At 49.1% G+C, this 23,702-nt stretch carries 22 protein-coding genes; 2 read left to right on the top strand and 20 right to left on the bottom strand.

The annotated features are described in order from the left end of the window. Positions 1–233 precede the first annotated feature (233 nt). The 18 genes from pnuC to M3M35_RS06135 form a co-directional block, all read right to left on the bottom strand. Positions 234–971, bottom strand: coding sequence for a nicotinamide riboside transporter PnuC (gene pnuC, locus M3M35_RS06220; RefSeq protein ID WP_252749795.1), 738 nt, complete (start codon positions 969–971; stop codon positions 234–236). Positions 972–1,053: 82 nt separating this feature from the next. Further along, positions 1,054–2,538: a lysine--tRNA ligase gene (gene lysS, locus M3M35_RS06215; RefSeq protein WP_252750710.1), complete on the bottom strand. Its 1,485-nt coding sequence runs from the start codon at positions 2,536–2,538 to the stop codon at positions 1,054–1,056. Positions 2,539–2,635: 97 nt separating this feature from the next. Then, on the bottom strand, positions 2,636–3,652 hold the full coding sequence (gene dusB, locus M3M35_RS06210; protein ID WP_252749794.1) for a tRNA dihydrouridine synthase DusB: 1,017 nt from the start codon (positions 3,650–3,652) through the stop codon (positions 2,636–2,638). Continuing rightward, complete coding sequence (gene hslO / locus M3M35_RS06205) at positions 3,645–4,556, bottom strand: Hsp33 family molecular chaperone HslO (protein WP_252749793.1); 912 nt, start codon at positions 4,554–4,556, stop codon at positions 3,645–3,647. Before hslO ends, dusB begins: the two co-directional genes overlap by 8 nt. Before the next feature lie 72 nt (positions 4,557–4,628). Then, positions 4,629–6,707 (bottom strand): ATP-dependent zinc metalloprotease FtsH, encoded by a 2,079-nt coding sequence (ftsH, locus tag M3M35_RS06200; protein ID WP_252749792.1) that lies wholly within the window; start codon positions 6,705–6,707, stop codon positions 4,629–4,631. 68 nt (positions 6,708–6,775) lie between these two features. Beyond that, entirely contained in the window at positions 6,776–7,318 is a 543-nt protein-coding gene (gene hpt / locus M3M35_RS06195; RefSeq protein WP_252749791.1) for a hypoxanthine phosphoribosyltransferase, read from the bottom strand. Next, on the bottom strand, positions 7,287–8,684 hold the full coding sequence (gene tilS, locus M3M35_RS06190; RefSeq protein WP_252749790.1) for a tRNA lysidine(34) synthetase TilS: 1,398 nt from the start codon (positions 8,682–8,684) through the stop codon (positions 7,287–7,289). The genes hpt and tilS overlap by 32 nt, the downstream gene beginning before the upstream one ends. A gap of 56 nt (positions 8,685–8,740) precedes the next feature. Next, the gene (locus M3M35_RS06185) at positions 8,741–9,196 is read right to left on the bottom strand and encodes a S1 domain-containing RNA-binding protein (RefSeq protein WP_252749789.1); all 456 of its coding nucleotides are present in this window, start codon (positions 9,194–9,196) and stop codon (positions 8,741–8,743) included. Between the two features lie 92 nt (positions 9,197–9,288). Further along, positions 9,289–9,654: an FtsB family cell division protein gene (locus M3M35_RS06180; protein ID WP_252749788.1), complete on the bottom strand. Its 366-nt coding sequence runs from the start codon at positions 9,652–9,654 to the stop codon at positions 9,289–9,291. Positions 9,655–9,717: 63 nt separating this feature from the next. Then, positions 9,718–10,005 (bottom strand): RNA-binding S4 domain-containing protein, encoded by a 288-nt coding sequence (locus tag M3M35_RS06175; RefSeq protein ID WP_252749787.1) that lies wholly within the window; start codon positions 10,003–10,005, stop codon positions 9,718–9,720. Continuing rightward, positions 9,995–13,531 (bottom strand): transcription-repair coupling factor, encoded by a 3,537-nt coding sequence (gene mfd, locus M3M35_RS06170; RefSeq protein WP_476729705.1) that lies wholly within the window; start codon positions 13,529–13,531, stop codon positions 9,995–9,997. The genes M3M35_RS06175 and mfd overlap by 11 nt, the downstream gene beginning before the upstream one ends. A 25-nt stretch (positions 13,532–13,556) precedes the next feature. Beyond that, positions 13,557–14,114 (bottom strand): aminoacyl-tRNA hydrolase, encoded by a 558-nt coding sequence (pth, locus tag M3M35_RS06165; protein WP_252749786.1) that lies wholly within the window; start codon positions 14,112–14,114, stop codon positions 13,557–13,559. An 82-nt stretch (positions 14,115–14,196) separates the two neighbouring features. Beyond that, positions 14,197–14,550, bottom strand: a complete 354-nt coding sequence (locus M3M35_RS06160) for a type II toxin-antitoxin system PemK/MazF family toxin (protein WP_252749785.1) — start codon at positions 14,548–14,550, stop codon at positions 14,197–14,199. 32 nt (positions 14,551–14,582) lie between these two features. Continuing rightward, the gene (locus M3M35_RS06155; protein ID WP_252749784.1) at positions 14,583–14,819 is read right to left on the bottom strand and encodes a hypothetical protein; all 237 of its coding nucleotides are present in this window, start codon (positions 14,817–14,819) and stop codon (positions 14,583–14,585) included. A 6-nt stretch (positions 14,820–14,825) separates the two neighbouring features. Continuing rightward, positions 14,826–15,980 carry an alanine racemase gene (gene alr, locus M3M35_RS06150; RefSeq protein WP_252749783.1) on the bottom strand — a complete coding sequence of 385 codons (1,155 nt, stop codon included), beginning with the start codon at positions 15,978–15,980 and terminating at the stop codon, positions 14,826–14,828. A gap of 162 nt (positions 15,981–16,142) precedes the next feature. Then, positions 16,143–17,615, bottom strand: a complete 1,473-nt coding sequence (gene cshA, locus M3M35_RS06145) for a degradosome RNA helicase CshA (RefSeq protein ID WP_252749782.1) — start codon at positions 17,613–17,615, stop codon at positions 16,143–16,145. 170 nt (positions 17,616–17,785) lie between these two features. Next, the gene (locus tag M3M35_RS06140; RefSeq protein WP_252749781.1) at positions 17,786–19,186 is read right to left on the bottom strand and encodes a UDP-N-acetylmuramoyl-tripeptide--D-alanyl-D-alanine ligase; all 1,401 of its coding nucleotides are present in this window, start codon (positions 19,184–19,186) and stop codon (positions 17,786–17,788) included. A gap of 85 nt (positions 19,187–19,271) precedes the next feature. Then, complete coding sequence (locus tag M3M35_RS06135) at positions 19,272–20,069, bottom strand: hypothetical protein (RefSeq protein WP_252749780.1); 798 nt, start codon at positions 20,067–20,069, stop codon at positions 19,272–19,274. A 180-nt stretch (positions 20,070–20,249) separates the two neighbouring features. Between M3M35_RS06135 and M3M35_RS06130 the strand changes: the two genes are divergently transcribed. Beyond that, positions 20,250–20,735, top strand: a complete 486-nt coding sequence (locus M3M35_RS06130) for a low molecular weight protein-tyrosine-phosphatase (RefSeq protein ID WP_274706350.1) — start codon at positions 20,250–20,252, stop codon at positions 20,733–20,735. Next, the gene (locus M3M35_RS06125) at positions 20,732–21,982 is read left to right on the top strand and encodes a multidrug efflux MFS transporter (RefSeq protein ID WP_252749778.1); all 1,251 of its coding nucleotides are present in this window, start codon (positions 20,732–20,734) and stop codon (positions 21,980–21,982) included. The genes M3M35_RS06130 and M3M35_RS06125 overlap by 4 nt, the downstream gene beginning before the upstream one ends. Positions 21,983–22,037: 55 nt before the next feature. Here the strand turns inward: M3M35_RS06125 and M3M35_RS06120 are convergent, their stop codons facing one another. Both M3M35_RS06120 and M3M35_RS06115 read right to left on the bottom strand, forming a co-directional pair. Continuing rightward, complete coding sequence (locus M3M35_RS06120; RefSeq protein ID WP_252749777.1) at positions 22,038–22,286, bottom strand: type B 50S ribosomal protein L31; 249 nt, start codon at positions 22,284–22,286, stop codon at positions 22,038–22,040. 103 nt (positions 22,287–22,389) lie between these two features. Next, positions 22,390–23,661, bottom strand: a complete 1,272-nt coding sequence (locus M3M35_RS06115) for a UDP-N-acetylglucosamine 1-carboxyvinyltransferase (protein WP_252749776.1) — start codon at positions 23,659–23,661, stop codon at positions 22,390–22,392. Between the last annotated feature and the right edge of the window lie 41 nt (positions 23,662–23,702).

Raw genomic sequence — 23,702 nt, 5'->3', positions numbered from 1 at the left:
TACTAGCTCTACTTGATTTGTTTCTTTAAGCGAATTGACTTCGCAATTGTTTAATTTTTAAACTTACGTTTAAAAATTCCTTACACTTTTGTAATCAAAATCTTGTTCAGTTTTCAAAGAACTACTTTCGCACTGCTCTTCAGCGCATTTACTATAATAAGACCTTTCCCCAAAATTGTCAACGGATTAAATCATTTTTTTCAATTTTAGTGGAAGTGCGCCGGTGAAGCCATTTAACTAGCTACCAATTGATTTTTAAAGAACCACCGGTAAGCACCGTACAAACCGTTGAACAGTTTAATCACTTCGAGGGCCAGCATCGAAGCTGACGCCGGACTCAGCACTTGAAACTGCCGATACCAGATCACTAAACTAACCACGTCCCAAGTAATCCACACGATCCATTGGGACCGGTAACCCCCGAGCATTAATAACATTCCGATGATACTGAGAGGAAGGAGCGTGGCATCCAAGTAAACTTGGGTCCCATGAAAATGCTGGCTAAACCGTAAGACAATCAGATACAAAAGACCTAAGCCAACCACCACGGCGACCAATTGCCACTTTTTTAATTTCCGGGGTTGGAGGACCGCTTGCTGGGACTGGTCCTGTAACTCCCGATTCCACCAAAAAATTCCTGCGGTCTGCGTTACTAAATAGTATAGATTCGTGGCAATGTCTCCAATTAATCGATTTTGCCAATCGATGATTAAAAACAATAATGACTCAAAAATTCCCCAACTGTAATTCGTAATTTTACCCTCATCACAAAGCATCAGGTTTATAACGCTAAAGATGCTGGCCGTTACCGAAAGCCACCCAATCAAACTGGTGAACTCCCGACTAATCGCAAACACCGTGATGATGACAACTAGATTAATAGTTAACAACGTCTTGGTCGCTGGTTGTAACGCCCGTAAATCCGTAACGTTTGCCCGCCAGCCAAAGGTTTTTTGCACTGCCTGCCACATCCCTGATTCCTCCCGATTCTTGCCAAAATAAAAAAGCCCTTTAAGTGTACCTTAAAGTGGCTTTCTTGCCTAACGATGTAACTTATTCTGGATCTTCTTCTGGGCGCATCGTCGGGAACAACAACACATCACGAATCGATGGTGCATCAGTCAATAACATGACGAGCCGATCAATTCCGATTCCAAGTCCTCCCGTTGGAGGCATCCCGTATTCAAGCGCTTTGACGTAGTCTTCGTCAATCCCCTGTGCTTCGTCATTCCCATTTTCGCGTTCCTTGACCTGAGCTTCAAATCGTTGCCGCTGGTCAATTGGATCGTTTAGTTCAGAAAAGGCATTAGCATACTCATTCCCTAAAATGTATAACTCAAAGCGGTCCGTAAACCGGGGATCGTCAGCATTTTTCTTTGCTAGGGGTGAAATCTCAATCGGGTGTCCATACACAAAGGTTGGATCCGTAATCGTTGGTTCCACAAAGGTTTCAAAGAAGGCGTTAATGATGTGACCAACCTTCCAGTAGGATTCGTACTTCACGTGATGCTCATCCGCCAACTGCTTCGCTGCTTCGTCCGTCATTTCGGGCCAAAAATCAACGCCAGTGGCTTCTTTAATCGCATCCACCATGTGAATCCGCTTAAACGGTTTATTAAGATCAACCGCCTGCCCTTGGTATTCAATTTGTCCGTTATCACTTACCACCTGAGCAGCATGCCGGAAGATGCCTTCCGTTTCATCCATCACGTCATGAAAGTCAAAATAAGCTGCGTAACTTTCTAGTTCCGTGAATTCCGGATTGTGTTCCTTGTCCATTCCTTCGTTTCGAAAGACCCGACCAATTTCATATACCCGGCCCATGCCACCGACAATCAACCGCTTCAGGTGCAGTTCCAGCGCAATGCGCAGGTATAAATCAATGTCTAAGGCGTTGTGGTGGGTAATAAACGGGCGCGCCGAAGCACCACCAGCGGATTGGTGTAAGACAGGAGTTTCGACTTCCGTAAAGTCGAGGTCATTATCCAGGTAATTCCGAATCGCTTTAATAATCTGGGCCCGCTTTTGGAACCGGTCAAAACTATCGCGGTTTGAAATTAAATCCAAGTAGCGTTGCCGGTACTTTTGTTCCTTATTTTGTAACCCATGGTACTTATCGGGAAGCGGGCGAAGCGCTTTGGATAAAAAGGTAACACTGGTTGGTTTCACAGTTAACTGACCCATGTCAGTCTTGATTAGTTCTCCACTAAAGCCTAAAAAATCACCAATGTCAGCTCGTTTAAATAACTGATACTGTTCATCACCCACGACGTCTTTACGTACGTACACCTGGATGCGGCCAGTGCGGTCTAAAATATCTGCAAAACCGACTTTTCCGCTACCTCGTTTGGCCACCATGCGGCCAGCAATCGTCACTTGCACGTCCTTAGCTTCTAATTCAGCCTTCGAATATTGATCGTACTGATCGGTCAGGGGCTGTGCTAACGCAGTTACTTTAAACCCATGTCCGAACGGATCAATCCCGGCCTCGCGCAGTTCGTTCATTTTTTCGCGACGAACCCGCATTTGGTCGTTCATTTGTCGTTCTTGTTTTCTTTTTTGCTTTGGATCTTGAGCCACACTAATTCCTCCAAACTAAATAATTAGCCTCATTTTACCATATAACTAATTGGCCTTATATAGCGGCTTGGTGTTTTTTCTGGCGGGCTTCCGTTTTAGCAACAAAGTCATCCATGATGCGAATCATTTCCGCTTCATTTTCCGCACTCGTCAACGCCACTTTCGTCCGTGCCGAATGTGAGAGTCCCTTTAGATAATACGGAGCATGCCCCCGGAATTGGTGGGAGCCCACGTATTCACCCTTTAAATCCACTAGGCGGCGTAGGTGTTCTTTGGCGACCTGCATCTGATCTGCCACACTCGGTTGTGGGAGGATTTCACCGGTTTCCAAGTAGTGATTAATCTGGGTTAAAATCCACGGATTCCCTTCGACGGCCCGGGCCATCATCACTGCAGTGGCCCCCACTTCATCCAACATTTGTTTGGCCATTTCCGGCGTTGTCACGTCCCCGTTTCCAATGAACGGAATTGTCAGTGCATCGGAAACTTCTTTCAAAATTTCCCAGTTGGCGTGCCCACGATACATCTGTTCGCGGGTCCGACCGTGCATTGCAACGGCCGCTGCCCCAGCTTTTTCAGCAGCCAACGCGTTTTGGACGGCATAGATGTGGTCATCATCCCAACCAGTCCGCATCTTAACGGTGACCGGCTTTTCAACGGCCGCCGTAACGGCGGATACCATTTCATAGACTTTATCAGGATTCAACAACCACCGGGCGCCAGCTTCACACTTGACCACCTTGTTAACGGGGCAGCCCATGTTGATATCAATGATATCAGCCGCCGTTTTTTGATCAATGAACTGGGCCGCTGCAACTAACGTTTCCTGCGTGCCCCCAAAAATCTGAATGCTCATCGGATGCTCTTCCGCTTCGACATTCGTCATGTCTAACGTCTTTTGATTGTTAAACATGATTCCCTTATCAGAAATCATTTCACAAACCACTAGCCCCGCACCGAATTTTTTACAAATCACCCGAAAGGCGGAGTTAGTTACTCCCGCCATTGGAGCCACTACCAGCGGATTATCAATGGTAACGTTCCCAATTTTCCAACTCCGGTCCTTACTCATCGTTTTCATCATCCTTTGCTTGGTCGTTTAGAATTTGCACGAGGTCTGCTTCCGAAAAGTCATACTTCTGACCACAGAAATTGCAAACCACTTCTGCACCATGGTCTTCATCAATCAACTGTTGCAAGTCTTTGCGCCCAATGCCAGCTAGGCTGTGCGCAAACTTTTCCTTGGAACAATCACAGTAAAATGAAACCGGCAGGTGGTCTAAAATCTTGACGTGCTCGGCCCCAAAAATGGTGTTAATCAGCTGAGCCGGATCCGGATTTTCCTGCAGGCTAGTTGCAATGCTTGGCAAGGTTTGTAACCGTTTTTCTAACTCCGTGATAGCAGTTTCGTCCGCACCAGGGAGCGTTTGAATCAAGTAACCGCCAGCAACCGCAACGTGATCGTCAGTCGTAAAGGCCACGGAAACCCCTAAGGCTGACGGAATTTGTTCCGATTTTGCTAGGTAGTAGGTAAAGTCATCTCCGATTTTACCACTCACTAACGGAACACTACTGGCATAGGGTTGGGCTCCACCCTGATTTTTCAAAACCTCTAAAAAACCATCAGTGCCCACGGCCGTGGCCACGTCCTCTTCCTGCTTATCAGTCTGGGGCAAGTCGACGTCTGGATGCTGCACGTACCCCTTCACGTGGCCCGCTGCATCAGCATCAACAATCATGCCTCCCAAGGGTCCTTGTCCGTTTAAACGGACCGTCAGGCCCTCTTTTCCCTTTAGCGTTGAGTTTGCTAATAACAAGCTCGCAACTAAGGTCCGTCCGAGGGCTGCGGTGGCCGTCCGATGCAGGTCGTGATTCTGCTGGGCGGTTTGGACCACGCCCGTCGCGTTGACCGCTAACACCCGAAAATTATTGTCGGTGGTCAGGGCTTTAACTAATTGATCATTTGTCTTTGTCATTGTGACTCCCTTCCAGTTCAATCGCTTCATTCGAAAAGAGCGTAAGCATTTCTGCTCACGTTCTCTTGACTGTTATTCATCGTCATCACTATCGTCACCAGCTGTGACGTCCTTGTGATCTTTAATTTCAGTTTCCAGATGTTCAGCAGTTTCGTTTTCCTGCTTCGTCGCCTTTTGTTCGGCTTCAGAAAAACTTTCGTGCTCGTTCTCATCGGAAGCTGACTCATCTTCAGCGGGCATCTTCCCCGTTTTGTAAAGACTCAAAATTTGCTTTTCGTCTAACGTTTCATATTGCAACAGCGCATCCGCAATTGCCTTGTGTTGCTCTCTGTGTTCCGCAATAATCTGCTTAGCCATCCGGTGACCTTCATCGGTAAAGTGCTTAACTTCTTCATCAATGGCGTTTGCCGTTGCTTGTGAGTACTTCGGAGCAGCGTATGGATCCGCGTTTGGATCTTCTAAGGCAACCGTTCCCAATTTATCGGTCATTCCGTATTGGGTAACCATTGCCCGGGCAATTTGCGTGGCTTGCTGGAAGTCGTTTGAAGCTCCGGAGGATTGCGAATCAAAAATAATTTCTTCGGCACTCCGGCCCCCCATCATTCCAGCAATTTGTTCCATGGCGTCTTTCTTCGAGAGCAGTTGTTGATCTTCCTTCGGTAACATGATGGCGTATCCGCCCGCACGCCCCCGGGGAACAATCGTAACCTTGTGCACAACCCGTGCGTCATTTAGAACCAGTCCCACGATCGTATGTCCCGCTTCGTGGTTCGCAACCACTTCACGTTCGTGCTGACTAATTACCCGATTCCGCTTAGCGGGACCAGCAATTACCCGGTCCTCCGCCTCATCTAAATCGGCTGCAGTAATTACCTTGCTATCTCGACGGGCTGCCAATAACGCCGCTTCGTTTAAGAGGTTGGCTAAGTCCGCCCCCACAAAGCCAGGGGTTTGCTTAGCAATTTCCTTTAAATCAACGTCTGGACCCATTGGTTTGTCCTTGGAATGGACTTTCAAAATGGCTTCTCGACCCCGGACGTCTGGTTGACCAACCAAAATTTTCCGGTCAAATCGACCCGGACGCGTTAACGCCGGATCCAGCACGTCAGCCCGGTTGGTAGCGGCCATCACGATGACCCCTTCGTTACCAGAGAAACCATCCATTTCAACCAGCAACTGGTTCAAAGTTTGTTCTCGTTCGTCGTGGCCACCGCCCATGCCAGCACCCCGACGCCGTCCAACGGCATCAATTTCATCAATAAAGATAATTGCTGGTGCCGACTTCTTTGCTTCTGAGAAGAGGTCTCGTACCCGACTAGCTCCAACTCCGACAAACATTTCCACGAAGTCAGATCCAGATAGAGAATAGAACGGTACGCCGGCTTCTCCAGCAACGGCTTTTGCTAGTAAGGTTTTCCCAGTTCCGGGAGGTCCCTCAAGTAAGACCCCTTTGGGAATGGTCGCCCCGAGGCTCGTAAATTTCTGCGGATCCTTTAAAAACTCAACGACTTCGACCAGTTCTTGCTTTTCTTCGTCTTCACCGGCCACGTCTTTAAACCGAACGTTACTTTCAACTGGTTTGGCTTTGCTCTTTCCAACCTTCATGACCCCACCAGGGCCACCAGCTCCACCACCAGCTTGCTTCATCATCATGTAAAACAAGTAGATGAAGATCAGGAGCGGTAGGACGGAAACTAAAAGGTTAATCCAAAAGCCGTTGGATTGGGTTGGCTTCGCGTTGACCTTAACATTGTGTTGTTGAGCCGCTTCATTAACCTGTTTAACCGTGGTGTCACTCTTCACCAACGTGGTTGTGAAGCTCTTGACCTTCGTATTAGCGCTGCCGGATTTTTCGAGTCCCTTTTTCGTTAAGGTAAAGGATGGCAAGTTGGTTTGCTGCTGTCCCTTGACCTTCTGTGGGGTCCGGTATTGTCCGGTAATCTTATAAACTCCCTCGGCCGATTCAATGCTAAAGTCCTTGACGCGGTTAGCATTTAAATCCTTCATAAACTGGCTCGATTGAATTTTTTGGGATTTGGTTCCATTACTGTTGCTGCCACCGGTAGCAAACAGGACAATTCCCATCGCTAACACAAAAGCAATGATATAAAATAGACTACTTTTAAAAAGTCCATTTTTATTATTTTTCATTTGTGTCCTCCAATTTGATTAAATTAACATACAAGATTTTATCACTTTTAGCCCGTTGAAACGACTGATTAACCTTGATAGATTTCGGGCTTTAAGATTCCTACGTATGGAAGATTCCGATACTTACCTTGGTAGTCTAACCCATAACCCACCAAAAATTCATTGGGAACGTTAAAGCCAACGTAATCAGCCTGCATTTCGGCCATCTGCCGGGCCTCTGGTTTATCCATCAACATGCAGACCCGTACGGAGGACGCCCCCCGGTCTTGAAACAGATCCTTCAGGTAGGCCAACGTGCGTCCGGTATCAACAATATCATCTACGAGCAGAATCTCGCGACCACTGACGTCTTGATCGACGTCCTTCACTAATTCAATTGCGCCGGTCGATTGGGTCCCACCGTGATAACTAGAAACGTCAATAAAATCGATATCCATATAAATATCCATTTGCTTAATCAAATCAGCCATAAAGGGAACGGCCCCCTTCAACACACAGATTACCAGCGGATTTTTCCCGCGATAAACCTGAGTTAGTTGCTTGCCTAGTCGTTCACAAGCGGCTTGGATGGTTGCTTCGCTATACAGTACTGTTTGGATATCGTCGTTCATCGTTCTTCCTTTCGTTTTTGACCGCTAACATATATGGTTGCCGCCCCGCTTGCGCTGGTTGCACGCTTTCTTTTAACCCCAGTAAGGCTAACGTCTCGCCCGTCGCCGTTTGTAACGTGTAATACTGGGCCCGCTTTTCGCTTGGAACCTTGTGATTAATTAAGATTCGGCGCGCCCGTTGGTGCTGGTTTTCCTGCAACCGCAGCCGGTCCGTTGCCTGCCAAGGTCGGGCACGTAATGGGAACGCTGCGGTCGGTAACCATAAACGGTGAAACCGGGTGACTGGTCCGACAGGGTAATCCGGCGTGAACACCCCAAACATAAGGTGGTGCGATAACCGATACCAGTGATTTAATACTACCATAAACGGCCGCGGGAGCTGTGAACTTTCTTTGGGATTCGCCGCTTTTTTTTGCCAACGAATCAGTTGATACCGTTTCACGAACTGCCAGCCCTGGCCGACATCAATTTCTCCCTGAGGCCTGTGGTGGTTTTGCATGAGGTGCACAATCTGAGCCAGTTGCCCGGTGGTTAAGGGTTCAGGAACGGCCCCTCGCTCTGCTAGGACCCGAATCAGGGGTTCTAAAACCGCCTGGTCAGCTGGGCTGAGTTGGTACTCCAGCCAGTTGGGTCCCGTAGTTAAACGACGTTCGTCAATTAAGCGGGTGGCTAAGGTGTGGTACTGGGCGAAGAAGTGCTGCAGGTTTTTGGCAAAGTTTGCGAGATGCGGGACCGCTTGGGAATTTTCGCGTTCCAGCTGGGGGATGACCGCATGGCGAATCCGGTTTCTTGTGACATCATCAAGTTGGTTCGTCTGGTCTTCACACCACTGTAACTGATGCTGGTCCGCATAAGCTCGTAGCGTCGCCTTAGAAACCGACAGGAGCGGGCGGAGCAGCCGGCCACCCGCAAAGGGTCGATCCGGTTGAATTCCGGTGGCAGCCCCCACGTCTTCAGAGCGCGCCAGGCGCATTAAAACCGTTTCCGCCTGGTCATTTTGGTGATGCGCTGTTATAAGGACCGCTGCGTGGTACTGTTGCATTAGTTCCGCAAAAAAATGGTAGCGAAACGTGCGGGCCTGGGCTTCCATCCCATGGGTTAACTGTGGATGTTCCCAGCGCCGGATGACCAAGCGCAACTGGTGCTGGTCACAATACCGCTGTAAAAACTGGGCTTCTGCCTGACTAGCGGTTCGCAGTTGGTGGTTAACGTGGGCGACCACCAGGGTACGTGGTGCAACCACCTGTTGCAAAAGATCCAGCAGCACCATTGAATCAACGCCGGTTGATACCGCCACAATGATTGGTGCTGATGTTGGAAGCTGCGCTCGTTGTAAGGCTTGTGCGACCGTTTCGCGAAGTTGCACCAGTTATCCCCCCCTTAAATTAAAAAAGCCGAGCCCCAGAGCTCTGCTTTGCCTTTTTAACTGCGCCGACCGCCACGGCCACCGCGTTTTCCTTCGGTATTTTTGCGAATTGATGACAGCCGACTTTCACTTTCCTTTAAAAAGCTCGATAATAGGTCATCAAACTTGTCACTCCGTGCGCCGGTATGCGGATTCGACCGGTGCTTAGACTGCGCCCGGGGATGCGGGTTGGCTGCCTGGTGGGACGATGACGCTTGCTCCTGTGGCTGTGCTGCTTGCGCCGTAGCCTTGCGAATGGATAACCCAATTTTGCCATCCGAACCAATCTTTGTCACTTTTACCTGCACCTGATCACCAACGGCTAGCTGGTCGTGAATGTCCTTCACATAGCCATCCGCTACTTCACTAATATGGACCAGGCCCGTTTGGTGATTACCTAAATCAACAAAGGCCCCAAATCCAGTAATTCCGGAAACTTTGCCCGTGAGAATCTCTCCAACTTCAAACGCCAAAAACTCGTTCCTCCTCGGTTAAATTAGTCTTATTATAGCATATAATTGCCCAGACGAAAAAAGCGGCAACTCCAAGGAGTTACCGCCATTCGTTATTTCTTTACAAAGTGATAGTTAGTTTCACCCGGTTTCGCATAGTCGTACTTAGAGTGCGCGAGTGCCTTCACGTAATCGGGATTATTCAAGAGTTTTTCCCGGTGCTTGAGCTGCTTTTGCTCCTGTTCCCGTTTTTGTAACCGGGCTTGTTCTTGCTGCGTATCGGCATGCATGGAGCGCACCTGCGCGTTGGTTGTCACCAGTTGAAGCCCCAAAAATACTAGAATGACTCCAAACACCCCCAGTAACACGGCCGCTCTGCGTTGCCGGCGTTTTGACAGCAAGCGATTCCGGCGGGGCTTTTGGGGTTGCGACCCAATTGCAGCATGCAACTGTGCGACATTACTTCTTTCTTTCTCCACCAACTATCACCTCTGCGTTCAATCGTTATCCTTGTTAGTCATGATACAACAAGAAATTGTACTTTACAATAACTCATCGGCTTCTTTTTGGTAATCCCGTTGGTATTCTTCGCTGACCATTTCGTACATCGAACTAGCATCCGCCTTCTTGGTGGTTTGCAAAACCTGCCGAACCCGAACGGTCAACGTCTTGTTCCCAAACTTAATCGTCAGCTCATCGCCAACCCCAACCTGACTTGAAGACTTTGCGGGTTTGCCGTTAATGAGGACCCGCCCCTGGTCGGTAATCTGTTTGGCAACCGAACGTCGTTTAATAATTCGGGCTAACTTTAAAAATTTATCAATTCGCATTCATCTCATCCTTTCGAGTTGCTGCTTCTGGTTGATCCTGAGTCACTAAGGCCTGCACAAACTGGTTAAGTTCCGCCAGCCACTCTTCTTCCGTCATCGTTGGTTGAATGACGAGGTTAACTTGAAACCGGCCGTTAACCTGTTTAATTGTCGACCGAAACTTGGTGGTGGCCAGTGCTCGTAAAATCGTCTGACTCTCCGACGCGTCTGAAACCTGGCGGCTAAAGGTCACGGTCAGGGTCTGCCCCGTCCGCTTAATTTGTTCAATAAACGCTTCATCCGCCAAGGACTTGATTAAATCAATCGTAAGTAAGCGGGCTACGGCCACCGGATACTCACCGAACCGGTCAATTAAATCACTCTGTAATTCGGTAAACTGGTCGCGATTTTCCAACTGGCGCATCCGCTTGTAAATTTCAATTTTTTGTTGTTGGTCTGGAATATACGTATCAGGAAGATAGGCTTCAACGCCCAAATCAACACTCGCATCTGGATGAGTTGGTTGGGTCGCCTTCCCCTGTTTGCGAGCCACCGCATCATTTAACATCTTGGTATACATATCATAACCAACCGAATCAATGAAGCCGTGCTGGGCCCGGCCTAACACGTTTCCAGCGCCACGGATGGACAGATCCCGCATGGCAACCTTAAAGCCGGATCCTAACTCCGTAAAGTCCTTAATGGCCTCTAACCGGTTTTCACCCGCTTCGGTCAACACCTTGTCGGGTTGATACATGAAGTACGCCTGGCCGACCCGATTGCTACGCCCAATCCGACCCCGAATTTGGTACAACTGGGCAAGCCCCATCCGATCGGCATCTTCAACGAATAACGTGTTGACGTTCGGCATATCGATCCCCGTTTCAATAATGGTGGTCGTTACCAATACGTCATACTGACCGTTCATAAAGTCGTACAAAATCTGTTCCATCTGCCGTTCGGTCATTTGCCCGTGAATGTAACCAATTCGCGCATCCGGCAGTAATGTTTGTAACTTGTCCACCTTTTGCTCGATGTCTTTCACCCGATTGTGCAGGTAAAAAACCTGGCCGTCGCGTTGGAGTTCACGCCGAATTCCATCGACGATTGCCGCATCATTTTGTTCCATCACGTAGGTTTGAATCGGATACCGGTTCGCAGGCGGTGTTTCAATCACGGATAAATCCCGCACCCCCATCATCGACATGTTTAAAGTCCGTGGAATGGGGGTGGCAGTGAGCGTTAGGACGTCGACATTTTGCTTTAGTTCTTTTAGTTTTTCCTTGTGCTTGACCCCAAACCGTTGCTCTTCATCCACAATTAACAGCCCTAAATCATGGTACTGCACATCATTGGATAATAAGCGGTGGGTTCCCACTAAAATATCGAGGCGTCCGGACTTTAAATCCGCCAGGGTTTGTTTGGTTTGTTGCGCACTGTTAAACCGTGATAAAACACCAATCTCAACCGGAAAATCCTCAAACCGACTGGTCAAGGTTTCATAATGTTGCTGCGCTAACACGGTCGTTGGGACCAAGAAGGCCACCTGTTTTCCCGCTTCCACGGCTTTAAACGCCGCCCGCATGGCCACTTCCGTTTTCCCGTAACCCACGTCGCCGACTAACAACCGATCCATCGGATGGGGTTGTTCCATGTCATGTTTAATTTCAGCGGTACTTCGAATTTGATCGGGGGTCGGTTGATAGGGAAACGCCGCCTCAAATTCGGCCTGGTAAGCATCATCATCGGGAAAGGCAAATCCAGGCGTCTGGGATCGTTGGGCGTATAAGTCAACGAGTTCATCCGCCATATCATCAACTTTTTCCGCTACCCGACTTTTGGTTTTGGCCCATTCGTTCCCGCCGAGCTTATTCAACCGGGGAGCTTGGCCTTCCGCCGCCACGTACTTTTGAATTAAATTCAGTTGGGTCACGGGAATAAAAATTTGGGCGTTTTTTTGGTAAGTGATGGTGAGATAATCCTGGTGTTTCCCATCCACTTCCATGGTTTGCATGCCATCGTAACGCCCAATTCCGTGGTTAACGTGTACGACATAGTCCCCGGGCTTTAAGTCCGTGTAACTTTTAATCCGTTCCGCATTAGTAAAACGTTGGTGCCGGATTCTGTGGGGTTTAGCGCGTTCTGTAACCCGCTGAAACAGTTCGTGTTCCGTCAACACCGCAAAGTTCGCGGCTGGCAGTTCAAACCCCTCCGGCAGCGTTCCCGTTACAATTTGGATACGACTCGGCACCAACTTGGAAATGGTGGTGGCTACTGCTTCGATCCCAAAATCCTGGAGCGTTTGTTGCACCTTTGCTAGGCGGTCCTGACTGCCTACCATAATCACAACGGTCGTCTGTTCGGACTGATAGCGCTCCATTTCGGTTTTAAGCATGGGCATCTGCCCGAAAAACCGTTGCATGGGGCGGACCTTAATCTCACTGATGTAATCTAAGCGCATCCGCCCCAGCCCCTTTTGAAATAGGGACAAGAGTAACCACGGTTGCTGGCTTGCTTTTAAAACCGTGGTGAGGTTTAAACTCACCTTTTGGTCCGCTAACCCAGGATGATTTACAGAAACCGAGGTCCGCCAGTTTGTTTCATCACGTTCTAGCTGCTGATTGGCATCCCGAATTCGTTGATAATCATCGAAGGCAACCACGCCCGTAGCTGGTAAGTACGCTAAAATTGACGTTTCTTTGCGAAACAATAACGAGGCATAGGCCTGCCAAGCGGGATCCGTAACCTTTGTCGTCACTTCCTGGGCGAGTTGGGCTAATTCGGTCCGCGCTTGCTCATTAGTAAGCGTGGCTAACTGCTTGTGAATCGCATGGTTAGCGTGTTCCCGGTCAGCAGCCGTGGGCAAGAAATCCGTCGCCGGGAGAATCGTAACTGTCGTTAAATTTTCAATGCTCCGTTGGGTCGCTGCGTCAAAACTACGCAGGGAATCGACCTCCGTATCAAAAAAATCTAAGCGGACCGGATTGGAGGCATTTAACGGATAAATATCGACAATGGAACCACGAATCGCAAATTCCCCGGGGACTGCGACTAGATTCTTGCGCACGTATCCCATTTCCACCAACTGGTTTTGGAGGGCCTCGCGTTCCCAGTCAGCGCCGAGTTTCACGGTCAAGGCCGCTGCCTGAAAATCAGCGGGTTCTGGTAAATAACGTTTCAAACCCGCCGTGGTCGCAACCACGACCACCGGCTTACCAGCTACCAGGGCCTGCATCGCCTGCACCCGTTCCGCTCGAAACTCTGGAGAACTGGTGGCTACTTCAGCGGCCACTAACTCCTCGGCTGGAAAGAGTAGTACGGGCACGTCCGTCAGACCGGTACTAAAGGTTTTAACGGCCTGCTCAGCGTGTTCTAACGTATCGGTTACGTAGAGGAGTGGTTGCTGGCGCTGTTGGACCATGGTTTGTAACAGTAATTTCTGTGCGCTACCACCGGTCCCAGTTACCAATTGCCGTGATCCCGGCTGAAGCTGATCCATGATCGTTTGGTACTGGGGGAGCGCTTCAAAAACTTCGGTTAATTTCACGATAATCCTTTCTGGTCGTTAGCGACTAGTTAAATTCATTTTCTAACTTAGGAAAATCAGTACCGGCCACCCATTCGTCGAGCGCCTGGGTCGTGTGGTCAAGCGCTTCTGCAAGGGGGCCTTGTTGTTCTAAACTAAACCGGCTTAACACGTACTTCACCACGCTTTCGCGCTTAGGATGATCCGTTCCGACCTTAATCCGGTTAAATTGATCCGTCCCTAAGTGGGCAATCAGACTCTTAATTCCGTTGTGACCACCTGCCGAACCATGCGTGCGCAACCGAATCCGCCCGACGTGCAGGTCCATATCATCATACACGACCACCAAATCAGCAAGGCTGAGCTTATAAAAAGCCAGCAGTGGTTGAACCGCTCGACCGGATTCGTTCATGTAGGTAACTGGTTTTACCAGCAAAACCTTTTCGCCGTCAATTACCCCAGAGCCGACTAAGGCCCCCAGTTTTTGCTGGGTAATTGCAATTTGGTGCTCACTTGCAAACTGATCGACCGCCATAAACCCAGTATTATGCCGTGTTCCCGCGTACTTTTCTCCCACGTTTCCTAACCCAACAATCATTTTCATCTGTTCCATCCTTCTTTCCGTTAAGTTAATGCAAAAAAGAGACTGGTTGCCCACCCTCTGGTTTTCATATGTAGTCTAACGACTAATCAATCCCCACGCTCAAGGCGAGTGCCTGATCAACCCGGGCCATGATGCCATCAGGGAGGTGGGTAACTTGATCCCGTAGTCGTTGCTTATCAATCGTTCTAATTTGTTCTAGTAAAATAACCGAATCCCGTTCAATTCCGGTTTGACGTGCCGCAATGGCAATGTGAGTTGGCATCCGTGGTTTACTAATTTTAGCCGTAATCGCCGCCACAATTACCGTGGGACTGTAATGGTTTCCAATGTCGTTTTGAATGATCAAAACGGGGCGTAACCCCCCTTGTTCCGAACCAACTACTGGCGATAAATCGGCAAAAAAAACGTCGCCACGCTTGATCGGTGTTTCACTCATTAAATCTAACCTTTCATTCTAAAAGTTCGTGGTTACAGCTTTTCATCGTAATATTTTAGGAGGTTAAAAATCGCTTCGTACTGACAAGCAGAATATTCATCCACAATTTGTTGGTTTAAGCCCGCCATTAATTGGTAGCCGTACGCCAGCTGATTTTGAACGGCACTCCCAGCAAATTGCTCCCCACTAGGTTGCACCTTAGTGGTTGCTAAAGCAGGTGCCAGTGGTTGGCGAATTCGCGTTGCCTGTTGAAGTTGATAGTGTAACATGTCAAATCACCTCAAACCCTTTGTCTGGGCATCCCCTGCGTAATAAAGCCGGGGGACGCGGGTTGAAAATCCACACGCTAATTCATAGTGAATCGTGTGACAATACTCGGCCATCTCCTGAAGGGAAATGGTTTGCTCCTGATCTGATCCAATGATTGTCACTTTAGTTCCAACCGGAAGGTGCTTTGGTAGTTTTACCATCAACTGGTCCATGCAAACGCGCCCCACGATTGGACACCGTTGGCCGTTAATTAGAACAAAAAAACCCTGCAAATCGCGCCGCAGTCCATCGGCATACCCCATCGGCACCGTTCCAATCCACTGGGGAGTGTCAACTTGATAGGTCGCCCCGTAGCCAATGGAACGGCCGGACTGTACCTGTTTTACATAGACCAACTCCGAGGTTAAACTGAGCGCTGGAACCAGCGGAAATGGCGGGGTCAGGGCAGTTCCCGCGGGATTTAACCCGTACATCGCCACCCCATATCGGACTAAATTAGCCTCTGGAATGGAGTGCCATAAATCGGTGGCAGAGTTAGCTACGGAAACATAGCGCGGTCGGTGCGGAAACTGGGCCAATAATTCTCGAAAATTAGCCACTTGAAAGTCGAAGTACTCTTGATCAGGACTGTCGGCCGTTGCAAAGTGGGTATACACCCCCTGCCACTCAAAATCAGGATGTAGCGTGGCGTAATCCCGGACAAAGGTGTCTACCTCGGCTGGTGTCTGCAGCCCAATCCGCCCCATTCCACTGTCTAAAGCGAGGAAAAACTTGATGGGGGTGGTAAGCCCCAGCGCCTGTTTCACCCGTTGCGCGTCGTGCAGCCACGCAACGTCCGCCACCGTCACCGTAATTTGGTACTTCGCAATCAACGCGAGTTGCGCTACATCGGTCAATCCGAGCACTAAAATTGGTTCCGTGACGAACCCAGCCTCACGTAACTGAATGGCTTCGTCTAAAATGGCCACGCAAAAGCCAGTGGCCCCGGCTTGTTTCGCGAGCCGGGCCGCAACCACCGCACCATGTCCGTAGCCATCCGCCTTCACGACCGCAAACAGTTCCGTTCCGCGTGGTAAGCGGTCCACGGCCTGCTGGACGTTGTGGCGAATCGCAGTTTCATTGATGAGAATTTGTCCGTTTCGATTTTTTCCAATTACCATCATGTTCTCCCCGTGCGTGAATTGTTCTCATTATATCATTTTAGCCCAATTCTAAAAATCCGACCGGTTCGAAGCTTCCCCACCGCTTTTTGCCTCTAATCGTTTGGAAAAAGCCAGTAAAAAAGTCCTTTAGTCAGATGACTAAAAGACTTGGGTAATTGTTTAGTGTTTATCTTTAATAACAAAGTTGTTCTTGCGGGAACGCTTACGATCGCCACCCCGGTCGTGATGATCAGTGCGCCGATTCCCACGGTAGTTACTCCCACCGTTGCGACGGTTCCCGCGGTAATTACCGCGCCGGCCGTTTCCATGACCGCCCCGATTTTTCAGGGGGCGTTCTGGGGTAATGTGAACCTGCACCTGATCTCCCGATAGCTCGTTTAAGAACGCCGCCACGATGTCAACACTATCGTACTGGGCCAATAAATCGTTGGCTACGTCTGCAAACCGACTAGTGTCCGTCTTTTTCACCAGTTTAGCCACATCCGCCTCGGCAAATTGTAATTGTCCGGCCAATGCTTCATCAGCTGTAGGTGGCTTCAATGGTAACATCCGCACCTTCGTTAGTTTTTCGATGCCGCGCAGGTAGCTCATTTCACTCGGCGTTACGAACGTAACTGACACCCCGTGGTGTCCGGCCCGGCCAGTCCGGCCAATCCGGTGCACGTAGCTCTCTGGATCCTGAGGCACGTCAAAGTTATAAACGTGGGTAACTCCTGATACATCAATTCCCCGGGCTGCTACATCGGTTGCAACGAGGTAATTAATCTGGTCACGTTTAAACTCATTCATAATCTGCGTCCGCCGGTTCTGGGTTAAATCCCCATGCAACCCGGCTGCTTGATAACCCCGGGCTACTAACCCCTTTGCAACTTCATCAACCCGGCGCTTGGTCCGACAGAAAATGATGGTGACCTTGGGCTGGTTAACGTCAAATAACCGCGTCATGGTATCGAACTTCTCGTTATCCCGAACCTTCACGTAGTATTGATCAACTAAGTCAGTCGTTAACTCTTTCGCCTTCACCTTCACCTGTTTGGGATCGGTCATAAACTGAACTCCCACCCGTTTAATCGGATCGGGCATCGTTGCTGAGAACAGCATCGTTTGGCGATCGGATGGCGTTTGCTTAATGATTTTTTCGATGTCTTCCAAAAAGCCCATGTTCAGCATTTCGTCAGCTTCATCTAAGACCAAAAAGCGGACGTGGTCTAATTTCAACGTCCGGCGTTGGATGTGATCCAACAGCCGTCCCGGAGTTCCCACGATAATCTGGGGTTTCTTCTTCAAATCATAAATTTGTTTCCGAATGTCCGAACCCCCGTAAACAACCTGAGCCCGGGCGCCCTCAGCTTTCCCGAGCTTCTGGATCTCGCGTTGCGTTTGGATCGCTAATTCCCGCGTCGGCGAAATGACTAAGGCCTGCACGTTCGGATCGTTTACGTCAATTCCCTGTAAAATGGGGAGGGCAAAGGCGGCGGTTTTTCCCGTTCCCGTTTGGGCCTGACCCAAGACATCGTCCCCGTTTAAAGTTAACGGGATGGTTTGGGCCTGGATGGCAGTTGGTTCTGTATAACCATTGGCTGCCACTGCTGCTAACAGACTATCTGATAGTCCTAAATCTTGAAAATTCAAATGTGTTCCTCCTAATTGAAACATCATCATAAACTCAATCCCAGGCTTGAAAAAAATCCGTTTTTCGTGTTGCGCCCGTAATCTGGCTTATGAATTACTAGTTTGGTGCGTTCGCTAATGTCGTACTTTGTGAAAAAAACAACTTCTCCATCGTACAACAAAAGTCAGAATTAATCAATCGTGGTAGTTGGGGGCGTAGTCAATGCGTGCAGTACTTTTTCTAAGTGCATGCCGTGGCTTCCCTTTAGTAACACTTCGTCACCGGGGGCAATGTGCTGCTGTAACGTCGTAATTAACTCCGGCAGTTGCGTGGAAGTATAGTGAAAGAGCGTTGTTTCTGGTTGATACCGGTCCATTAACGCAGTGAAAAGGTGCGCCATGTTCGTGCCCACCAAAAAGACCATCGCGATCTGCTCGGGATCAAAATCAGCCGCTAATTCTGCGTGCATCGCGGGAGCATCCTTCCCTAATTCCAGCATGTCGCCTAACACTACGATCCGCTTTCCGCTTGTCTTGGTGGTTTCAAACGCCTTTAACACCGCGGTGACCGCCGTCGGGTTCGAGTTGTACACATCACTAAGAATGCGTTCCCCTTGGGTTCCCTCGTACCATTCGGCCCGGTTGGAAGTTAACGCTGGATTGGCTAAGCCTTCCCGCATTTTGGCCGGGGTAATCTTTAATAGTTCTCCGACACTTAACGCTGCGAGGGCATTATTGACGTTGTAACTGCCAATCAACGGGAGCACAAACTCAAAATCTTGCCAGCGATTCGTTTCAAAGCGCGTTGATTCGTCGCCCTCCGTAATCGTGGTGGGATAAATATCGTTAGTGCCCTGGCGCCCAAAGGTAAATCGTTGGGGATTTGTGGCTAACTGTTGGTTCGCTAAGAGTGGTTCATCGCCATCGTAAACAAAGAACCCGTCGTCTTGAAGCCCGTCGGTAATTTCCAACTTAGCCTCGGCAATTTTGGCCCGCGTGCCAAAAAACTCAATGTGCGCCTCCCCAATCATCGTAATCACCGCAATGTCTGGGGTTACCAGTTCACTTAGCCGGTGTAATTGGCCGGGACGATCCATTCCCATCTCAATCACTAGGACCTCGGTGTTCGAGTTCATCGCTAGAATGGTAATTGGAACCCCAATTTCATTATTAAAATTATCCTGGGTCTTTGTCACGTTAAAACTCGTTTTAACAATCGAGGCAATTAAATCCTTGGTAGTGGTCTTCCCGTTACTCCCCGTGACCGCAACGACCTTCGGGTTAATCTTTGCCAGGTAATACTGCGCTAACTGCTGTAACGCGGTCAACGGATCGGCAACTAGGATGACTGGAAAATCAGCGGGGGCGCTTTGCGCCCGCGTCGTTGCCCACAAAGCAGCCACTGCCCCGTGGTCAATTGCGCTTGGCAAGTAATCATGTCCGTCGCGATCGCCCTGGAGGGGAACAAAGAGCGCCCCAGCACTTAGCTTTCGACTATCAAAAGCCACCGAGGTAACTTCAAGGGTCGCTGCCGTGGCCGGTTGGAGCGTTCCATCCACCGCCCGGGCGATTTCATCCAGTTTCATTCTCATAAATTAATACTCCTATTTGGTGCAAGTGTTCTGCACAAAATGCAATCTGTTTCATTATAACATGAATCTCGAACTGCCGAATTGGCTAGACAAAATCATTCAGATCGGTGGCTTCACGCACCTGGTCCACGCCGATGGTCCACTTGTTGCTAATCGTATTATAGGTCAGTGTGCCGACTTGATCCGTTTCGGCTTGGAGTTGTTCGGCACTCCCCCAGACGACCTTATCTTGTTCCGTTTTCTTACTTAACAACGGGATTTCAAAATGCCGATGCTGTTCCTTGGTAAGCTCAAAGGCCAAGATAATCCCCCGGCGGCTTAATTGGACCAGTTGAGTTAGAATCGGTTGTTCCAAATCTTTAATGGGCAAGGGCCGGGCAAATAGGCGTTTCGCATTCCGAAATTCCCGGAGATGGCGCTTGATGCTCAACGCTAAAATGTGATCCTGATCGGTTAAGTTTAAAAAGTAGACCCGTTTAAACCCATTGTTGCCACCCACGTATACGATTTCATTGCGTAACTTCCCTAAAAAGGGCGTGCGCCGGTAGGTCGGGATTCCCATGTGACCGAGGTACAACAGGTCCGCAATCTCACCATCCGTTAGGGAGTCAATTCCATCTTCCGTTTGGTAGTTCAGCCACTGGTTACGAATTCCCTGAGGTTGGTCACCCAGAATGTACTCTCGAACCTGGCTCCGGCCCACGACCAACGGAAACTTAGCATGTGAATTGTAACGATTGGAACGTTCAAAATCATCGTTTAACAGCAGGATACTGTGCGGAATTTCTCGAATCCCGTTAATGAAGTCCGCAGCGTTAATTCCCCACGCAATGCCAAATTGTTCCGTCAGACTCACACGCAGATAAATGAGATTGTGTAACATGGTTTCACCCCTTTAATTAGATTCAATCGTTACCAATTATACGCCCTCGCAGTAATTAAAAAACAATAAATTGGTAAGTTTCCCTAATAAATTAGGCCTTAATCAAATCAATGCCGTTTTTCCCCTGAATTTGCTATGATAGATGATACTAAGTTATTTTTTAGATTGGAGTGAATTAATTTGCAACCAACGAACGTCTTATTCGTCTGTTTGGGTAACATTTGCCGTTCCCCAATGGCAGAAGCCATGTTTACCCAGCTGGTTGCCGACCACGACCTCAGTGATGATTACGTTATCACCTCGGCCGCCACGAGCACCGAGGAGGTTGGTAATCCACCTCATCCGGGCGCCCTGGCCGCGTTACGACACCATCACTTAGATGCTAGTGACCACCGGGCGCACCAGATTACGCAGCCGGATTGTCAAAACGCTGATTACATCATTACCATGGATACCGCTAACCTGGCTGCCGTCCAACGGTTACTGCCCGCTAGTGAGCGTAGTAAGGTTCACCTGTGTATGGACATTGTGCCGGGAAAACAAGGGGTTAGCATTGCCGATCCCTGGTATACGCACAAGTTTGAAACCACCTACGAGATGCTAAATACGGCCCTGCCACTGTGGTTAACCACCATGCAACAATCACGACAGGAGGCATCTGTATGAGTGAAGCTGAATCAGAACCAGCTGAACAACCCGCCTTTACGGTGCCCAAGAAGATTTGGCACCAAAACCTAATCGCCCTGTGGGTCGGTTTATTTCTAACCAGTATGGGGTTTAGTGAGTTGATGCCCTTTCTTTCCTTATACATTGAAACTTTGGGAAACTACACGCACAGTGAACTAAGCATTTACAGTGGCCTGGCCTTTTCGGCCTCCTTTATCATGGCAGCCATCGTCTCCCCGCTCTGGGGCAGTCTCGCTGATCGCTATGGGCGGCGCGTAATGCTCCTAAGAGCATCGTTAGGGATGGCGATTTGTGTCTTATTAATGGGACTCGCCACCAACGTGTGGATGATCATTGGCCTTCGTTTCATTCAGGGGATTTTTTCCGGTTACATGCCGAACTCAAACGCCCTCCTGGCCATTCAGGTCCCCAAAAAGGAAAGTGGAAAGGCCCTCGGAATTTTAGCTACGGGAGGGGTGTCTGGCGCCCTCTTTGGTCCCTTTCTAGGGGGAATTTTAGCCTCCATCTTCAGCTACCGGGTTACCTTTTTCATCACTGGTACCCTGATGTTAGTCGTTTTCTTCGTGACCCTCTTTTTTGTTAAGGAAAAATTCCAGCCGGTAGCGAAGGAAGATAATTTACACACCAAGGAAGTGATTCACGTTCTGCCCTATCCCAAGTTGATTTTTGGGATGTTCATTACCACTATGATCATTCAGGCCTCCAACAATTCGATCTCGCCGATTCTCTCCCTCTACGTTAAGCAAATTATGCATGGGAGCCCGGCGGTCACGTTCTTTAGTGGGATTGTTGCCGCGGTGCCCGGGATTTCAACACTCGTCGCGGCGCCCCGCTTGGGTGGCATTGGTGATCGCATTGGGTCGGAAAAAATCATGATCTTTGGCTTTATCCTAGCGATTTTACTCTACATTCCCATGGCCTTTGTGACGAACGTCTGGGAACTAATGGCTCTGCGGTTTTTGCTCGGGGTTTCAAATGCTTGTATGCTCCCCGCCGTGCAGGCCATCATCGCTAAAAACACCCCGGCCCAAGTAACCGGACGGATCTTCAGCTGGAACCAATCATTTCAAGCCGTCGGTAACTTTACCGGCCCCATGATTGGCTCGCTCGTGTCGTCCCTCTTTGGTTACTCCGGTGTATTTCTATCCACGGCCCTCTTGGTCTTTATCAATTTGTGCCTCGTCTTAAACGAAACCAAGACGTTACGGCAAACTAACCAAGCTTAACCAACAAAAAAAGCTTCTTCCGGCTGGAAGAAGCTTTTTTTGTTGAGCATGATCATTAGTTGGCAAAGCCATACTTTTTGTTGAAACGGTCCACAGCCCCATCGGCTTGAGCAGTCTTTTGCTTCCCAGTGTAGAAGGGGTGCGAATCAGATGAAATTTCAACCCGGATCAATGGGTACGTCTTTCCATCTTCCATTTCGATCGTTTGGTCTGAAGTAGCAGTTGACCCCGTGATGAACTTAAAGCCCGTCCCGGAATCTTGGAAAACTACTTCATGAAAATCTGGATGAATTCCTTTTTTCATAATAATTTCGCTCCTTTGCCCTGAATTTATAAAACCCAGAGATTGATTTTGCATAATTCAACTGTTGTAGTGTATCACTAATCTAACTGACGTGCAACCTTCGCTAGTCTGAACTCGGTAGTACCTCCACGTCGGCATGTAAGTCGGTTAACTTCCGGGCAATGTTATCGTAACCCCGTAAAATGTTATCCGTTTCTTCAATGACGGTCTCGCCGTCAGCCATTAATCCGGCAATCATAAGTGCGGCACCCGCCCGAATCTCGCCGGCCGCCACCACGGCCCCGTGTAAGTGCGGCGTGGGATCAATAACAATTTGGCTCTGCTCGTTCACCCGAATCTGCGCTCCCATTTTTTGTAATTGCCCCACGTGTTTTTGCCGTTGCGGATAAATCGTATCAGTAATGACACTTTCACTCTGTGCGGTCAGTAACAGGGGCGTAATTGGTTGCTGCCAATCGGTGGCAAACGCTGGAAACGGCGCCGTTTTAATCTGTACGCCCCGTAACTGATGGGGCTTTTTGACGTAAATGTCATGGTCGTTGATGGTCAAATCAACCCCCATTTCCTGGAGCTTTTGGGTAAACGGTTCCAAGTGCTGCGGAATCACATTTTTAATCAGAATGCCATCTCCCGCGGCGGCAGCCAGGGATAGGTAGGTCCCGGCCTCAATCCGGTCCGGAATCACCATGTGGGTTTGCTTAGCTTCTAAATGATCTACCCCTTCAATCCGAATCACGTCCGTCCCAGCTCCCGTTATGTGGGCCCCCATTTCGTTTAAAAAGGCTACAATGTCCACAATTTCTGGTTCACGAGCTACATTATGAATCGTAGTGATCCCCCGGGCCCGGGTTGCTGCCAAAATGGCATTAATCGTAGCGCCGACAGAAACCATCTCAAAGAAAATCGGCGCACCAATTAACCCGTTTTCGGTGGCGTCAATGTAGACGGTGTCCCCGCTCTCAGTGACGTGCGCCCCGAGGGCTTCAAAGGCCCGAATGTGTTGGTCAATTGGTCGAGGTCCAATGTTATCACCCCCGGGGAAACTAATCACCGCGCGGTGAAACTTTCCTAACAGGGCCCCCATGAAGTAGTAGGAGGCACGCAGTTTTTTAATGGCCTTGCTTGGTAAGTGGCCGGTTTGAATTTTAGTTGGATCGATTTGTAATACGCCATCCGCAAAGTAGGATGATACATTCATTGATTGGAGAATTAACATCAAATTATGAACATCTAAAATGTCGGGAACCATATCAAATTTTACTGGGCTGTCAGCTAGAACGGCGGCTGGAATTAACGCAACCACACTGTTCTTTGCACCACCAATGGTCACTTCTCCGTGAAGCGAGCGGCCCCCGTGGATTTTCATAATACTCATTTTTTCTAATCCTCGCTATCTTACTTAATTATCACGACTTC

Source organism: Fructilactobacillus myrtifloralis (assembly GCF_024029335.1).
GTDB classification, from domain to species: domain Bacteria; phylum Bacillota; class Bacilli; order Lactobacillales; family Lactobacillaceae; genus Fructilactobacillus; species Fructilactobacillus myrtifloralis.
This window is presented reverse-complemented; position numbering and strand designations above follow the sequence as displayed.

Coding starts and splice junctions, on each gene's coding strand:
- pnuC (WP_252749795.1), bottom strand. CDS start 971: ATGTGGCAGGCAGTGCAAAAAACCTTTGGCTGGCGGGCAAACGTTACG.
- lysS (WP_252750710.1), bottom strand. CDS start 2,538: ATGAACGACCAAATGCGGGTTCGTCGCGAAAAAATGAACGAACTGCGC.
- dusB (WP_252749794.1), bottom strand. CDS start 3,652: ATGAGTAAGGACCGGAGTTGGAAAATTGGGAACGTTACCATTGATAAT.
- hslO (WP_252749793.1), bottom strand. CDS start 4,556: ATGACAAAGACAAATGATCAATTAGTTAAAGCCCTGACCACCGACAAT.
- ftsH (WP_252749792.1), bottom strand. CDS start 6,707: ATGAAAAATAATAAAAATGGACTTTTTAAAAGTAGTCTATTTTATATC.
- hpt (WP_252749791.1), bottom strand. CDS start 7,318: ATGAACGACGATATCCAAACAGTACTGTATAGCGAAGCAACCATCCAA.
- M3M35_RS06175 (WP_252749787.1), bottom strand. CDS start 10,005: ATGCGAATTGATAAATTTTTAAAGTTAGCCCGAATTATTAAACGACGT.
- pth (WP_252749786.1), bottom strand. CDS start 14,114: ATGAAAATGATTGTTGGGTTAGGAAACGTGGGAGAAAAGTACGCGGGA.
- M3M35_RS06160 (WP_252749785.1), bottom strand. CDS start 14,550: ATGAGTGAAACACCGATCAAGCGTGGCGACGTTTTTTTTGCCGATTTA.
- M3M35_RS06155 (WP_252749784.1), bottom strand. CDS start 14,819: ATGTTACACTATCAACTTCAACAGGCAACGCGAATTCGCCAACCACTG.
- alr (WP_252749783.1), bottom strand. CDS start 15,980: ATGGTAATTGGAAAAAATCGAAACGGACAAATTCTCATCAATGAAACT.
- M3M35_RS06140 (WP_252749781.1), bottom strand. CDS start 19,186: ATGAGAATGAAACTGGATGAAATCGCCCGGGCGGTGGATGGAACGCTC.
- M3M35_RS06135 (WP_252749780.1), bottom strand. CDS start 20,069: ATGTTACACAATCTCATTTATCTGCGTGTGAGTCTGACGGAACAATTT.
- M3M35_RS06125 (WP_252749778.1), top strand. CDS start 20,732: ATGAGTGAAGCTGAATCAGAACCAGCTGAACAACCCGCCTTTACGGTG.
- M3M35_RS06120 (WP_252749777.1), bottom strand. CDS start 22,286: ATGAAAAAAGGAATTCATCCAGATTTTCATGAAGTAGTTTTCCAAGAT.
- M3M35_RS06115 (WP_252749776.1), bottom strand. CDS start 23,661: ATGAGTATTATGAAAATCCACGGGGGCCGCTCGCTTCACGGAGAAGTG.